The sequence below is a fragment of the Hymenobacter metallilatus genome (assembly GCF_003944705.1).
Taxonomy (GTDB): Bacteria; Bacteroidota; Bacteroidia; order Cytophagales; family Hymenobacteraceae; genus Hymenobacter; species Hymenobacter metallilatus.
Map to the genome: position 1 here is coordinate 117951 of NZ_RWIS01000012.1, position 15976 is coordinate 133926.

General features: G+C 61.3%; 8 protein-coding genes. 7 read left to right on the forward strand and 1 reads right to left on the reverse strand.

The window, feature by feature from the left end:
- The first annotated feature begins 70 nt into the window (after positions 1 to 70).
- The 3 genes from EI290_RS17015 (at position 71) to EI290_RS17025 (ending at position 6618) form a co-directional block, all read left to right on the forward strand.
- A complete protein-coding gene (locus tag EI290_RS17015; protein WP_125432824.1) occupies positions 71 to 2410 on the forward strand; it encodes a glycosyl hydrolase family 28 protein in 2340 nt (779 codons plus the stop codon).
- 183 nt (positions 2411 to 2593) lie between these two features.
- The gene (locus tag EI290_RS17020) at positions 2594 to 4522 is read left to right on the forward strand and encodes a glycoside hydrolase family 88/105 protein (RefSeq protein WP_125432826.1); all 1929 of its coding nucleotides are present in this window, start codon (positions 2594 to 2596) and stop codon (positions 4520 to 4522) included.
- A gap of 470 nt (positions 4523 to 4992) precedes the next feature.
- Entirely contained in the window at positions 4993 to 6618 is a 1626-nt protein-coding gene (locus EI290_RS17025; RefSeq protein ID WP_125432828.1) for a glycoside hydrolase family 43 protein, read from the forward strand.
- A gap of 126 nt (positions 6619 to 6744) precedes the next feature.
- Here EI290_RS17025 and EI290_RS17030 read toward each other — a convergent pair whose 3' ends face one another.
- Positions 6745 to 7773 (reverse strand): LacI family DNA-binding transcriptional regulator, encoded by a 1029-nt coding sequence (locus EI290_RS17030; protein WP_125432830.1) that lies wholly within the window; start codon positions 7771 to 7773, stop codon positions 6745 to 6747.
- Positions 7774 to 8233: 460 nt separating this feature from the next.
- On the opposite strand from EI290_RS17030, the gene EI290_RS17035 reads away from it, so the two are divergent.
- From EI290_RS17035 to pelA, 4 genes are all read left to right on the forward strand, one after another.
- The gene (locus tag EI290_RS17035; RefSeq protein WP_125432832.1) at positions 8234 to 11503 is read left to right on the forward strand and encodes a SusC/RagA family TonB-linked outer membrane protein; all 3270 of its coding nucleotides are present in this window, start codon (positions 8234 to 8236) and stop codon (positions 11501 to 11503) included.
- Between the two features lie 18 nt (positions 11504 to 11521).
- A complete protein-coding gene (locus tag EI290_RS17040) occupies positions 11522 to 13366 on the forward strand; it encodes a RagB/SusD family nutrient uptake outer membrane protein (protein ID WP_125432834.1) in 1845 nt (614 codons plus the stop codon).
- 96 nt (positions 13367 to 13462) lie between these two features.
- Positions 13463 to 13771: a cupin domain-containing protein gene (locus EI290_RS17045; protein ID WP_125432836.1), complete on the forward strand. Its 309-nt coding sequence runs from the start codon at positions 13463 to 13465 to the stop codon at positions 13769 to 13771.
- A 24-nt stretch (positions 13772 to 13795) separates the two neighbouring features.
- Positions 13796 to 15973: a pectate lyase gene (gene pelA / locus EI290_RS22770; protein WP_246008986.1), complete on the forward strand. Its 2178-nt coding sequence runs from the start codon at positions 13796 to 13798 to the stop codon at positions 15971 to 15973.
- Positions 15974 to 15976 lie beyond the last annotated feature (3 nt).

Sequence of the window (15976 nt, forward strand, 5' to 3'; positions counted from 1 at the left end):
TCCGGTTTTCCGGAAAACTGCAGTTCCGGGTCTGAATTTCGTTCCACGCGCCTTCCCACTCCCGCCCGAAATGAAGCAACTCTGTGCTGTACTGCTGGCCGTGCTGCTGCTGGCTTTCCGCCCGCCCGCCGACGACCGTAAGCCCACCATCTTCCTCGTGGGGGATTCTACCATGTCGGATAAGCCGCTGGACAAGGCCGAGCGAGGCTGGGGCATGTACTTCCGGCAGTATTTCGATGCCAATGTGGCCCTGCAGAACCACGCCATGAACGGGCGCAGCACCCGCAACTTCCGCCACGAGGGCCGCTGGGCCAAGGTGCTGGAGCAAGTGAAGCCCGGCGACTGGGTATTCATCCAGTTTGGCCACAACGACAGCAAGCAGGAAGACACCGCCCGTTACGCCGCCCCCCAAACCGCCTACCGCCAGAACCTGACCCGCTACGTGCAGGAAGCCCGCGCCAAAGGCGCCAACCCGGTGCTGCTCACGCCCGTGGGTCGGCGCTATTTTGATGAGGCCGGCAAGCGCAAAGATGACCACGGCGAGTACCCCGGCGTGGTGCGCGAGGTAGCCAAAGCCCAGAAAGTACCCCTGATTGACCTGCACGAAACCAGTTGGGTCATGTACACCCAACTCGGCGACGCCGGCACCAAGCCGCTGTTCTGGAGCTACCAGAACGGGGCCAACAACACCAAACTCGATAACACCCACTTCTCGGCCTACGGCGCCGAGCGGGTGGCCCAGCTGGTGGCCCAGGAAGTACGCAAGCAGAACCTCGGTATTGCCGCGCATCTTAAGCCGCTGGCCTTCGCCGGCAAGTACGCCTATGAGCTGCCCATCGTGCTGCAGCCCACCTTCCGCAAGGACACCTTCAATATCACCAAGTACGGCGCGGTAGCCGATGGGCAGACGCTCAACACCGAGGCGTTTCGCAAGGCCATTGACGCCTGCAGCCAGCAGGGTGGCGTGGTGCTGGTGCCGCGCGGCCTCTGGCTCACCGGCCCCATTCAGCTGAAAAACAACGTGAACCTGCACGTGGCTAAAGGCGCACTGGTGCAGTTCAGCAACAAACTCTCCGACTACCAACTTATCAAAACCAACTGGGAAGGGGAGGACGCCGTGCGCAACCAGTCGCCCATTTCCGGCTACGACCTCGAAAACATTGCCATTACCGGCCCGGGCACCTTCGACGGAGCCGGCGACGCTTGGCGCATGGTGAAAAAGGAAAAGCTCAACCCCGGCCAGTGGCAGCGTCTTGTGAAATCGGGTGGGGTGGTGGATGAGAAGGGCACGACCTGGTACCCCTCGGCGGGCTCACTCAAAGGCTCCACGCTCAGCAAACCCTGGACCTATGCCGCCGGCCAGGAGCCCGACTTCAGCAAGTTTGCGGAGTTCAAGGATTTCCTGCGGCCCAACATGCTCAGCCTGCAGCGTTGCAAGCAGATCCTGCTCGAAGACTTCACCATTCAGAACTCCCCGGCCTGGACGATTCACCCGCTGCTCTGCGACAACCTCACCCTGCGCAACGTGACGGCCCGCAACCCCTGGTACGGCCAAAACACCGACGCCCTGGACCTGGAATCCTGCCGCAACGGGCTGGTGGAAGGCTGCACCTTCGACGTAGGCGACGATGGCATCTGCATCAAATCGGGTCGTGACGCGGAAGGCCGCCGGCGCGGCGTGCCCACCGAGAACTTCATCATTCGCGACACGAAAGTGTACCACGCCCACGGCGGCTTCGTGATTGGCTCGGAAATGTCGGGCGGGGCGCGCAACCTGTACGTGAGCAACTGCACCTTCATGGGCACCGATGTGGGCCTGCGTTTCAAGACGGCCCGGGGCCGGGGCGGGGTGGTGGAAAACATCTTCGTGGACGGCGTGGACATGACCGACATTGCCGGCGAGGCCATCCTGTTCGATATGTACTACGCCGCCAAAGACCCGGTGCAGGTGAACGGCGAGGCCTACGGCATCCCCGAAATCAAGGCCGAGCCGCTGAACGAGGGCACCCCGCAGTTCCGCAACTTCCGCATCACCAACGTCACCTGCAAGGGTGCCAACACCGGCATTCTGGTGCGCGGCCTGCCTGAAATGGCGGTGCAGAACGTGGAAATTGAAAACACGGTGCTGGAGTGCAATAAGGGCATGGTCTGCCAGGAAGCCGACGGTATCCGCCTCAAAAACGTGACTCTGCTTTCCGAGGCAACCAAACCGGTGCTGGAAGTCCAGAACAGCCGCAACATCAGCTTCGACAACCTCCGCTACACGCCCGGCGCCGAGCTGCTGCTGCGCGTAACCGGCGCCCGTAGCAAAGCCGTAACCCTGCGCAACACCGACACCAAACCTGCCAAAAAAGACGTGGAAGTGGGGGAGAAGGTGGCCAGGAAAACGGTGACGGTAAGCAAGCTGTAATGAACGAAACTCTCCTCCTTGGAAAGGAGGGGACGCGGCGGCGCAGCCGACGCTGGGGTGGTTGACCCGCGTGCTGATGTTGTTTATCCGAACGACCTGACCCCGAGTCGTTCAACGAATCAACCACCCCTAGCCCCTCCTTTCCAAGGAGGGGAACTAGTTTCTAGCTCTAGCTTTCCATCCATGTCCTTCCGTCCTTTTCTGCTGGCCGGCCTGCTCACGGCCTCGCTTTCCACCCAGGCCCAGACCACACCCACGGCGCGGCCGATGTCGCAGCGCATGGCCGATGCGTTTATCGGCTGGCACCCCGATTCTATCCTTATCGGCAGCCGCAAAACCGCCCGCTGGGACTACGAGCAGGGGCTGATGCTGAAGGCGCTGGAGCGGGTATGGCAGCGTACCGGCGACGCCCGCTACTTCACCTACATCCAGAAAGACCTCGACCAGTTCGTGCGCCCCGACGGCACCATCCGCACCTACAAACTGGACGACTACAACCTCGACAACCTGACCACTGGCCACGCCTTGCTCACGCTGGGCCAGATGTCGGTGCCCCAGGCCGAGAAGTACCGGCTGGCGGCCCGACAGCTACGCCAGCAGCTGGAGGGGCAGCCGCGCACCAAGGCCGGCGGCTTCTGGCACAAGAAAGTGTACCCCAACCAGATGTGGCTCGATGGCCTGTACATGGCCGAGCCGTTCTACGCCGAGTACAGCCAGGTTTTCAATCAGCCCGCCGGCTTCGACGACGTGGCCCGGCAGTTTGCCCTCATTGAGCAGCACCTCACCGACCCCAAAACCGGCCTGAAATACCACGGCTACGACGAAAGCCGGGAGCAGCAGTGGGCCAACAAAACCACCGGCCAGTCGCCCAATTTCTGGGACCGGGGTCTGGGATGGTACGCCATGGCGCTGGTGGATGTGCTCGATTATTTCCCCCCAAACCACCCGCAACGCCCGCAGCTCATCCAAAACGTGCAGCGCCTTGCGCCGGTGCTGGTGAAGTACCAGGATGCCAATGCCGGCACCTGGGCGCTGGTGATGGACCAGGCCGCACGCAAGGGCAATTACCAGGAGGCCTCGGGCAGTAGCATGTTCGTGTATTTCCTGCAGAAAGGCGTGCGCATGGGCTACCTCGATAAGAAGTACGCCGCCGCCGCCCGCAAGGGCTACGACGGTCTGCTGAAGCAGTTCGTGGCTGAGGAAAACGGTGCGCTGGTCTTCAACGGCACCGTGAGCGTGGGCGGCCTCGGCGGCAAGCCCTACCGCGACGGGAGCTTCGAATACTACCTCACCGAGCCCCTGCGCAAGAACGACCTGAAAGGCGTGGGCCCGTTCATTCTGGCCAGCGTGGAAATGGAAACCGCCGCCAGCACTGTGGGAACCGGCAAAACCGTGGCCGTAGACAACTACTTCAACCACGAGCTGCGCAAAAACGCCCTGAGCGGCCAGCCCGAAACCTGGCACTACACCTGGGACGACCGCACGCACGGCGGCTTCTACTTCTGGGGCCAGCAGTTCCGCGACCTGGGCGCGAAAACCGCCACCATCAGCACCGCCCCCACGGCCACCGCGCTGAAGGGTGTAGACGTGTTCATCATCGTGGACCCCGACACTGAAAAGGAAACCCCGCAGCCCAATTTCGTGCGCTCCGCCGACGTGCAGGCTCTCACTAAATGGGTGAAGGACGGTGGCACCTTGGTACTAATGGCCAACGACACCAGCAACTGCGAAATCCCGCGCTTCAATACCCTGGCCCGGGCCTTCGGAATGGAGTTCCTGCCCCTGAATCTGAACATGGTGAAAGGCAGTGAATTCGAGCAGGGCCGGGTGAATATTCCGGCCGACAACGCTGTGTTCAAAACCTCAAAATCAGCCTATATCAAGGAGCTGGCCCCGCTGAAAGTGCAGGCCCCGGCCACGCCGCTGGTGAAGATGGGCGGGCACACCGTCATAGCCACCGCAAAAGTGGGCAAGGGCACCGTACTGGCTGTGGGTGACCCCTGGCTGTATAATGAGTACGTGGACGGCCGCAAGATTCCGGCCTCGTTCGAGAACTACAATGCCGCCCGCGACCTGGCGACCTGGCTGCTACAACAGCCCGGCCGCAAATAGCGGCAAGCACCCAGGCCGGCCGTTTGGTGAGTGAGCCGCTGGCCTAAGTGCTGCCGCCCGTCATTCCGACCAACGGGAGAAATCTGAGGTTCGGCCACGCCGATTGCCGCAGAGGCCGCCGGTTGGTCGGAATGATGGTTTTTGGTCTTACCTGCAATAACCCAAACCCATCTGTCATCCTGAGCATGTCGCGCATCAAGCGAGGACGAAGGATCTTACCACGGAAGAACGAGGCTTTTATACGATTGTCGTTCAACGCAGCCGTTCAGCGAGTACCTGAAACTAGATGGAACGTCATGCTGAGCCTGTCGAAGCATCTCTGCCTCTGACTAATCATTAAATATTGCAACGAAGCGGTAGAGATGCTTCGACTACGCTCAGCATGACGTTCTATGGGCTTCCCGAATAGGATGCAATGCGATAATGTCCTTCGCAAGCTCAGGATGACAATGTTTTCAACTCGCCTTATAATGAAGTTTCGCCTGTTTCTGCTGGCTCTGTTGCTGCCGCTGGCCACCCGTGCTCAGTCGGCCCTCTCGCAGGTGTGGGTGCCGGATCTAGGCAACGGGAGCTACAAAAACCCGGTTCTGTACGCTGATTATTCCGACCCCGATGTGGTGCGTGTGGGCTCCGATTATTATCTCACGTCGTCCAGCTTCAACAGCGCCCCCGGCCTGCAGATTCTGCACTCCCGCGACCTAGTGAACTGGACCATCATTGGGGCCGCATTCAGTCAGCAGCTACCTGTGGCGCGCTACAACCAGCCCCAACACGGCAACGGTGTCTGGGCTCCGGCCATTCGCTACCACAAAAAGGAGTTCTACATCTATTATCCCGACCCCGACCTGGGCCTGTTCGTAACCAAGGCCAAGAACCCCGCCGGGCCCTGGAGCGCGCCGGTCTGCATCAGGGAGGCCCGGGGCTGGATTGACCCCTGCCCGCTCTGGGACGAGGATGGGCAGGCCTACCTGGTACACGGTTTTGCCGGCTCGCGGGCGGGCTTCAAAAGTGTGCTGGCCGTGAGCCGTATGAGCTCCGATGGGTTGAGCTTGGTTGGCGACGAAGTACTAGTGTTCGACGGCCACGAGAAGCACCCCACCATCGAAGGTCCCAAGTTCTACAAGCGCCACGGCTACTACTACATCTTCGCGCCCGGCGGGGGCGTGAGCACCGGCTGGCAGGTGGTATTGCGCGCCAAAAACGTGTTCGGCCCCTACGAAGACCGGATTGTGATGAACCAGGGCACTACGCCCATCAACGGCCCGCACCAGGGCGCCTGGGTGGATACGCCCGATGGCAGGCAGGACTGGTTTCTGCACTTCCAGGACCAAGGCCCCTACGGCCGCGTAGTACATCTGCAACCGATGACCTGGCGTAACGACTGGCCCATCATCGGCGAAGACCCGGACGGTGACGGCGTTGGCCAGCCCGTGCTTACGTACCGCAAACCCGCCGTGCGCGGCCCACAGCCCCCGGCCACGCCCGCTACGTCCGACGAGTTCAGCAGTGCGGCGCTGGGGCTACAGTGGCAGTGGCACGCCAATCCGCAGCCAGGCTGGGCGTTTCTGAATCAGAGTGCGGGTATGCTGCGCCTATACTCGGTGCCGCTGCCCGCTGGCGCCAAGAACCTGTGGCAGGTGCCCAATTTGCTGCTGCAGAAGCTGCCCGCCGAGCAGTTTATGGCCACCGTCAAGCTCGCCGTCACGCCCCGCTTCGAGGGCGAAAAGGTAGGGTTAGTGATGATGGGTCTTGATTATGCCACCATCACGCTCAGTAACTCCGGCGGCCAGCTGCTGCTCAGTCAGACGGTGTGTAAAGAGGCCGACAAGCTTACTCCCGAAACCGCTGCCAGTGCGCCCGTTACTGTGCCTCCGCGCCAGCCCGTGTATCTGCGCGTAACGGTGCTGTCCGGCGCCAAATGCCGCTTCAGCTACAGCCTCGACGGTAAACAGTTTACACCACTAGGCGCCGAGTTTCATGCTCGGGAAGGCAAGTGGATTGGCGCGAAAATGGGTCTGTTCTACACTCGCTCCGGCCAAACCAACGACGCCGGTACCGCCGACGTGGATTGGTTTCGGGTAGAGCCAGTACAGTGATTCTGAAAACTGTCAGAGAACTGTCATCCTGAGCAGCGCGAAGGACCTTATCCCGTCAGCAAGTCGTAACAACGGCCCGTTCTGGCGTGATTAGGTCCTTCGCGCTGCTCAGGATGACAGTCCGGTTTACAGCTTCACTGCTTCCAGGCGCGTGGAGCTGCGCACTACCAGCTCGGTGGGAATGCGCACGGTTTCAATGGGCAGGGCGCGGTGCTTGCGCTCAATCTGGTCGATGAGGCGCTCGGCGGCTATCTGACCAATTTCCTGGGCGGGCTGCACCACGGTACTTAGGGCCGGATTCAGTAGGTGTGCCACGTTGAGGTTGGTGAAGCCGATAAGCGAGACATCTTCGGGGATGTGCAGGTCGCGCTGGCGCAGGGCCTGCAGGCAACCCACGGCCAGGCGGTCGGAGGCTGTGAAAAAGGCATCGGGGGGTGAGTCCAGGTGCATTAGCTCATCTACCATCGGGCCTACCTCATCGGGCCCGAAAGTGCCGTAACGTACTAGGTTCTCATCGAATTCCAGCCCATTCTGCTCCAGGGCGGCGCGGTAGCCAGCCAGGCGCTCCTGCGTAATGCTGAGCCAGGGCTGAATGGTGAGGTGAGCAATGCGCCGCCGGCCCTCCTGAATCAGATGCTCGGTGGCGGCAAAGGCCCCACCGAAATTATCGGCCACTACTTTGGTCACGTTCAGCTCACTGGAAACCCGGTCAAACAGCACCAGCGGCACGTTTTTGTCGAGCACTTCCTGCAGGTGCTCCACATCGGAGGTTTCGCTGGACAGAGACATCAGCAGGCCATCTACTTTGCGCGACATGGCCTGCTGCACGTTGGCCATTTCCCGCTCGTAGCTTTCCTGGCTCTGAAAGATAATAACGTGGTAGCCCCGGTTGTAAGCAATAGCCTCGATACCGTTGATGGCCTGGGAGAAAAAGTAGTTGGCAATTTGGGGCAGAATCACGCCAATGGCCCGGCTGGCGCTGCCTTTCAGGCTGAGCGCAATGGGGTTGGGGCGGTAGTTGAGCCGCTCAGCACACTCCATCACCCGGCGCTTGGTTTCCGCGTTGATTTCGTAGCTGCCCCGCAGCGCCCGCGACACGGTGGAGGTTGAGATTCCCAGCTCCCGGGCAATGTCCTTGATGGTGTACGTTTCCACGAGATGGTGCGGCGCTAGGTGAAAGAAAAGGTAAGCGGAGAGTGGGTACTTACTAAAGTACAAGAATGTACCTGATGCCGGAAAGGTGCCCAACTGTCCGAAAAATAGGCATAGCCAGTGAATAACCGGAATACTGACCCTGAAAAACTACGGCAGTGACTGATTGGTCACGTTCCCGACATCGTTTGCACAAATTAATCAGGTCAATTTCTTCCTTTTCGCGGAGGCTTCCAGTAACCTTAATCAAGCCAACTGCTGGCCGGCTGTAAACCCAACGCAGCCAGCTTCTTCAAAAAGTATACAACGCTGCTGATAAAGACGCCAGCGGCCCGCTACGAATAGCAACCCGGCCGACCCGAAGCCCCGTCGGCGCCCGGCTGTTTCGCTGCTGCTTACCCAAGTGCCCAACCGGCTGCTTACCCACCTTCCCACTTCAATTCCCACACCATCACGTCACGTCATGAAAAAAAATCTACTGTTACTGGCGCCGCTTCTGGTGGCAACGGTGGCACCCGCTTGGGCGCAGCAACGCCGCGTACAGGGGGTTGTTAAGTCGGACAAGGGAGACGCCCTGCCCGGCGTAACGGTGGTCGTTAAGGGCACCAGCACCGGGGCCACTACCGACGGGGAAGGGCGCTTCAGCCTGGCCGTGCCCGATAATGCTACGCTGCGCTTCAGCTACATCGGCTTTCTGCCGTATGAGGTGGCCGTAGGCACCAAAACCGACTTTACGGTGGCTCTGCAGGAAGATAGCAAGACACTGGACGACGTGGTAGTAATTGGCTACCAGGCCGTGCAGCGCCGCGACGTGACGGGCTCGGTATCGTCGGTGAGTGCCCAGCAGATCAAGGACATTCCGGTAAACTCCGCCGCCGAGGCCCTCACGGGCCGCCTGGCCGGGGTGCAGCTGACTTCCTCAGAGGGTACGCCCGGTAACCTGGATGTGCGGGTGCGGGTGCGGGGCGGTGGCTCGGTAACCCAGGACAACTCCCCGCTGTACGTGGTGGACGGTATCCAGATTGAAAACGCCCTGGCCGTAATTGCGCCTCAAGATATTGCCTCCGTGGATGTGCTCAAAGATGCCTCGGCCACGGCCATTTACGGGGCCCGCGGCGCCAACGGCGTGGTGATTATTACCACCAAGAAAGGCATCGAGGGCAAAACGGTTATCAGCTACAATGGCTTCGCCGGTTTCCGCCGCATCAGCAAGAAGCTGGGCGTGCTCAGTCCTGATGACTACCTGAATTACCAGTACGAGCGGGCCCAGCTGGCCGGCGCTACCGGGCAGGGCGGCCTATCGGCGTTTGGCAAGCTGTTTGGCTCCCGCAATTACCTCAGCGACACGCTCGGCCGCGCCCGCCAGGCGCCCTTCGTGGATTGGCAGGAAGAGGTATTCGGGCGCGACGCCTTCCAGCAAACCCACAACCTCTCGGTATCGGGTGGGGTGAAAGGTACTACGTACTCCCTGAGCCTGACGCGCAACGACGAGGACGGCATCCAGCGCGGCTCCGACTTTACCCGCAACCTGGTCAACTTCCGCTTTGATACCAAGCCCATGGACCGCCTGAAAGTGGGCATGAACATGCGCTTCAACGACCAGACGGTGAACGGGGCGGGCACGTCTTCCTCCGGCTCCAGCGTAACCTCCCGCCTGCGCAACACGGTGCAATACATGCCCCTGATGGTGCCCAACGCCACGGGCCAGGTGCTGGACCCCAGCACCTTTGATGACGAGTTCTTCACCAACTCCAGCCTGGTAAACCCGGTGCTCACCATCGACAATGAGTACCGCCGCGACAAGCGCCGCACTTTCAACATTGGGGCCAACGCGGCGCTGGAGCTGCTGAAGGGCCTCACGTTGCGCTCTACGGCGGGTTTTGATATTACGAACACCGAGCTGGGTACCTTCAACGGCCGCTACTCGCCCACCATCCGGCAGGCGGCCGGGGGCTACCTCAACCTGCCCTTCGCCACCATTACCACGGGTACCCAGAGCACGCTCAACAACTCCAACGTGCTGGATTACGCCTTTACTACCGGCAAGCACCAGGTGGGCGTGCTGCTGGGGCAGGAAATCTACCAGCAGCAAACAAAGCAGCAGTTCATCCAAACCAACTTCCTGCCCCTGGATATTACCGCTGAGCGGGCCCTGGCCAACATTAACCAGGGTGTGTTGCCGGCGGGCGTAACTTCCCAGCCCGTGCTGCCCGGTACCAGCATCCCCACTGATTACCGCCTGCTCTCGGGCTTCGGCCGGATTACGTACTCCTTCGATGACAAATACCTGTTTACCGGCACGTTCCGGGCCGACGGGTCTTCCAAGTTCCGGGAGGGCAACCGCTGGGGCTACTTTCCTGGCGCTTCGGTAGCCTGGCGCATTTCCAAGGAGGATTTCTTCAAGTCGCTGACGGCCGTATCGGACCTGAAGCTGCGCCTGAGCTACGGCCAGGCCGGTAACAACCGCATCAACGACTTCCTCTACGATCAGCTGTACTCGGCCGGTAGCGCGCCTTATTTCCTCAACCATATTCAGGTGCTGGGCGCGGCGGCCACCACCCTGCCTAACCCCGATTTGAAGTGGGAAGTAACTACCTCCCGCGACTTTGGGGTGGACCTGGCCCTCTGGGAAAACCGCGTGCAGTTCACCGGCGACGTGTATTACAACACCACCTCCGATCTGCTCATCAACCAGCCCATTCCGCCGTTTCTGGGCTACACGTCCCAGCTGCGCAACATCGGTGAAACTTCCAACAAGGGTATCGAGCTGCAGCTGACTGGCACCATTTTCAACAAGCCCAACTTCACCTGGACGGCCACGGCCAACGCCTCCCTCAACCGGGGCAAAATTGAAAGCCTGGGCTCGGGCCTGCAGGAAATTCCGGGTATTGCCTCGGGCTGGGCCGGTACCGCCCTCAACCGCGACTATGTGGCCCGCGTGGGCCGGCCGGTGGGGGAGATGTACGGCTACGTAACCGACGGCTTCCTGACGGCCGACGACTTCGAGAGCTACAACGCCACCACCCAAACCTGGACGCCGAAGAAGAATGCGCAGGGGGCCAACGTGTTTGCCAATAACCTGGGCCTGATTGGCGAAACCGCCGCCCGGCCCGGCCTTATCAAGCTCAAAGACCTGAACAACGACGGCGTTATCAACGACCAGGACCAGACGGTTATCGGCAATGCCAACCCCAAGATTTCGGGCGGCCTGAACCAGCAGTTTACGTTCAAGAACTTCGATGCCAGCGTGTTCGTGAACTTCGTGCTGGGCAACGATATCTACAACGCCAACAAGATTGAGTTTACCTCCAACACGGCCAACACCGTGTTCAGCAACCTGCTGGATGTAATGGAGGACCGCTACAAGGTAATTGGCTCAGATGGGGCGCTGATTACGGACCTGAACACCCTGCGCCAGGTAAACCAGAACGCCAGCATCTGGACGCCCACCCGCAACTACTTCCTGCACTCCTGGGCCGTGGAGGATGGCTCCTTCCTGCGCATCAACAACGTGACGCTGGGTTACACCCTGCCCAAAACGCTCACTACCCGCGCCCATGTGCAGCAGCTGCGCTTCTACGTGACGCTCAACAACCTGTACACCTTCACCAAATATACGGGCTACGACCCCGAGGTGAACACCCGCCGCTCGTCGCCGCTGACCCCGGGCGTTGATTACGCGGCCTACCCGCGCAGCCGTGCCTTCCTGTTTGGCCTGAACCTTTCCCTCTAATTCCCACCCCCAGTTGATATGAAATCCGCACTTACTTTCCGGACTGCACTGGCCGGGCTGGCTTTAGCAGGCTGCACCGGGGCCCTGGTTTCCTGCCAGGATTACCTAAACGTGGAGCCCGTGGCCCTCAACACCACCGCCTACACGTTCAGCACCGTGGCCGGGGCCACGGCCGCCGTTATCGGGGCCTACGATCCGCTGTCGGGTGACCAGAGCTACGGCACCCGCGTGAGCATGTACTTCCCCTACGACTCGGATGAAATGATTGGCTCCTCGGGGGCCTCCGATGGGGCCCGGCGCAGCATTGCCCGCTACAAGTCGTTGCCTACCAACACGGAAATAACCAACCCCTGGAACACGCTTTACCAGGGCGTGGAGCGTACTAATATCTGCATTCAGCAGATTCCGCAGATGGCCAGCTACAACAGCGGCCCGGCCGCCGATACGGCCGCCCTGCACCGCCTGCACGGCGAGGCCCTCACGCTGCGGGCCCAGTATTACCTGGAGCTGATCCGGAACTGGGGGGATGTGCCCGCGCAGTTTACGCCCTCGGTATCGGGCCAGGATTTCAACCTGCCCAACGCTGACCGCAACGCCACGCTTACCAAACTCATTGCCGATTTGCTGCAGGCTGAAAAGCTGGTGCCCTGGCGCACGAGGGCTGGTATGGCCAGTGAGCGAATCACGAAGGGCGCGGTGAAAGCCTTGCGGGCCCGGCTGGCTTTGTACCGGGGCGGCTATGCCCTGCAGGGCAACCAGATGACGCGCCCCGCCGACTACCTGGACTACTACCGTATTGCCCGCGACGAGTGCGCCGGCCTGCTGGCTAACCGCGGGGAGCACACGCTGAATGCCAGCTTCCTGGAACTGTTCAAGAGCATAAATGAGCAGCGCCCGGAAGCCGCCAACGAAATCATGTTCCAGGTGGGCATGGGCGGCTCCACGGCCGTGTCGGATAGTAAGCTGGGCTACTACAATGGCCCCCGCCTCAACGCCTCGCCCATTTATGGCTCCACCCAAGGTGCCGTAACGGTGGTGCCCACCTACTTCTACGCCTTCGACTCCCTGGATGCCCGCCGCGACGTAACCATCACCACGTACAGCATTCCGGCCACCAACTTTCAGACCGGTGTGGCCCTGGGGGCTATTACCGACGGCAAATTCCGCCGCGACTGGCATAATCCTGCCATTCCGGGCACCGGCAACTACCTGGGCTACAACTGGCCCATCATCCGCTTCGCTGATGTGCTGCTGATGTTTGCCGAAGCCGAAAACGAGCTGAGCGGCCCCACGACGGCCGCCCAGAATGCCCTGCTGGAAGTGCGCACCCGCGGCTTCGGGGGCAACCGCACCCGCGCCCTGGCCGGCCTGGACCTGAGCTCGAAAGCCAGCTTCTTCAACGCCTTGGTGAATGAGCGTTACCTGGAGTTTGGCAGTGAAGGTATCCGCAAGTATGATTTGCTGCGCTGGAACCTGTTTGAAGCCAAGCTGGCTGAGGCCAAAGCCAACCTGCTGAAGCTGGCCCTGAACCAAGCGCCTTACCAGAATGTGCCCCAGTATATGTACTTCCGCACGCCTACCGCCATTGGCACTATTCAGTGGGCTCGTTCCTTCTACCGGCCTTCTCCCTCGGCCACACCCGCCGGCACCACTCGCGTAAACTGGCGTCAGGCCATTGACGCGGCCTACATTGCCAATACCCGGCCCACTGGCTCCTCGGCTACGGTGGGTACCGTTACGGCCGCCAGCACCGGCACCGGCCTCGCCGCCGAGTACGTGCCCGGCCAGGGCAAGGAGTTGCTGCCCATTCCGCAAAGCACCCTGGCCGCCGATCCGGCCCTGAAGCAGAATTTCGGGTATTAACTGTTAGGCTCTCCGCCTTAAGCGGACGCCAGATGGAGCTTGCCGAAGCATGACAGTCCCTCCTCATTACCTCATCCCGTCATTACCCCAACTACCATGAGCAATGAACCCTGGCTAACTGTGGGGGAGGGCGTGCAGCGCCAGGTGCTGACTTACGGGCCCGACCTGATGCTGGTAAAGGTGCGTTTTGCAACGGGCGGCATCGGGGCGTTGCACCAGCACGTGCACAGCCAGATTACCTACGTGGAAAGCGGGGTATTCCGGTGCACGGTGGGGGAGGAGGAAACGGTGCTGCGGGCCGGTGACACGTTTTACGCCGCTCCTACCGTGTGGCACGGGGTAGAGTGCCTGGAGACCGGCGTGCTGCTGGATTCCTTTAGCCCAATGCGGGAAGACTTTGTGTAAACGCGGCGCCTGGCGCACTTGAGTATGAAACAAGTACTGACTTTGCTGTTCCTGCTGGTGGGGATTGGGGAAATGGGAATCTTATCGGCCCAAGCCCAGCAGGTGACGGTGGCGGCGGATGGTTCGGGCCAGTTCCGGACCATCCAGGCCGCCATTAACAGCCTCCCCGACGAGGCCGGCAAGCCCCGTACCATCTACATCAAAAACGGCACCTACCACGAGAAGGTGTTTCTGGACAACAAGCAGAACCTCAACCTCAAAGGCCAAAGCGAAAAGGGCGTGGTGCTGACCTACAGCCAGGCCCGCGACGCCTGGCGCTGTGACCCCGCCGGCAGCACCGACGACTGGGGCGCGGCCACCCTGAACCTGCGCAACTCGCCCGACATCACGCTGGAAAACCTGACGGTGCTGAACCCCTACGGGTTTGAGGCCGCCGGCGACGTGCTGATTCCCTGCCCCCAGGAAGCCAGTGGGCAGCGCAAAGTGAGTAAAACCGGCCACCAGTTTGCCCTGCGCACCATGCCTGGCACCACCCGCCTCACCGTGAAGCACTGCACCTTCCGGGCCCTGGGCGGCGACACCGTGAGCCCCTGGGATGTGGATGCCGGCCTGTATTTGTTTGAGGATTGTACCATGGAAGGCGGGGTGGATTTCTACTGCCCCCGGGGCTGGGCATACGCCGAAAACTGCCGCTTCATCTGCCACAATCCCAATGCCGCCATCTGGCACGATGGCACCGGAGAGGAGGACCAGAAAACGGTGCTCAAAAACTGCCGCTTCGAGGGTGACCCCAACTTCAAGCTGGGCCGCTTCCACCGCGAATCCCAGTTCTACCTGCTTAACTGCCGCTTTTCCAAGGAAATGGCCGATGCCGACATCTACTGGGCTCAGTCAGGGCCCGGAGCCAAGCAGTGGGGCCGCCGGGTATATTACTCCAACTGCCACCGGGAAGGCGGCGACTACGCCTGGTTCAAGGACAACCTGAGCACGGCCAAAGGTAGCCCCAACGCCCGGCAGATTACCGCCGACTGGACCTTCGGGGGCCGCTGGTACCCGAAGTCGAAGAAGCCGGCCACGGTGGCTCTGAAGCCTTCTAACCTGAACAAAGACCTGTTTACGGCCCTGCCCCGCCAAACCATTGTATCGGCGGAAACCAGCACGGCGGCTCCGCTGCCGATGGTAGCGGCCGGGGCCGTGGCACCTGCCACGCCGCTGCGGGACTCGGTGGCTGAGCGGATGCTGCTGTACCAGCGCGCCATAGGCGGCTGGCCCAAAATGGTGAACGACATCAAGGTAAAATACGACCACCCGCTGACGGCCGCCGAACGGGCTGCTGCCCGGGCCGCCACCCCGAAGTCGGATGCTACCATCGACAACGAAGCCACGACCCGCGAAATCCGCCACCTGGTAGCCACTTTCCGCAGTACCCAGAACCCGGCCTACAAAGCGGCCGCCGAGAAAGGCATCCGTTACCTGCTGCAGATGCAGTACCCCAACGGCGGCTTCCCTCAGTACTACCCCGATTTGGGCAGCTACCGCCACCTGATTACCTACAACGACGACGCCATGGTGCGGGCCCTGCTGGTGCTGCGCGACGTGGCCCGGGGTGCCAACGGCTTCTCAGTGCTGGATGCCAGCCTCACCGAGCCCGCCAAACAGGCCGTGGCCCGGGGCATCGACTGTATGATGAAAACCCAGTACGTGCAGAACGGCAGGCTCACGGCCTGGTGCGCCCAGCACGACGAGAAAACCCTGCTGCCAGCCAAGGCCCGCGCCTTCGAGCTGGCCTCGCTCAGCGGCATGGAAACCGTGAACATCGTGCGGTTTCTGATGGACACGGAAAATCCCACGCCGGCCATCAAAAAATCAATTGAGGCGGCGGTGGCCTGGCTGCAGGCGGTGAAGCTCACGGGCTACGCCGTGAAAGACCAGCCCGACCCCAACCAGCCCAAGGGCTTTGACCGGGTGATAGTGCCCGAAGCCGGCTCCACCATCTGGGCCCGCTTCTACGACCTCACTACCAACCAGCCCATCTACGTGGGGCGCGACTCCAAGCCCCGCGCCGCGCTTTCGGACATTGAGTATGAGCGTCGCACCGGGTATGCCTACGCCGGCGTGTGGCCCGTGAAATTGCTCAGCCGCGACTATCCGCGCTGGCAACAAAAATGGAATTCTGCGGCTCCGGCTGCACCCAAGCAATAACGG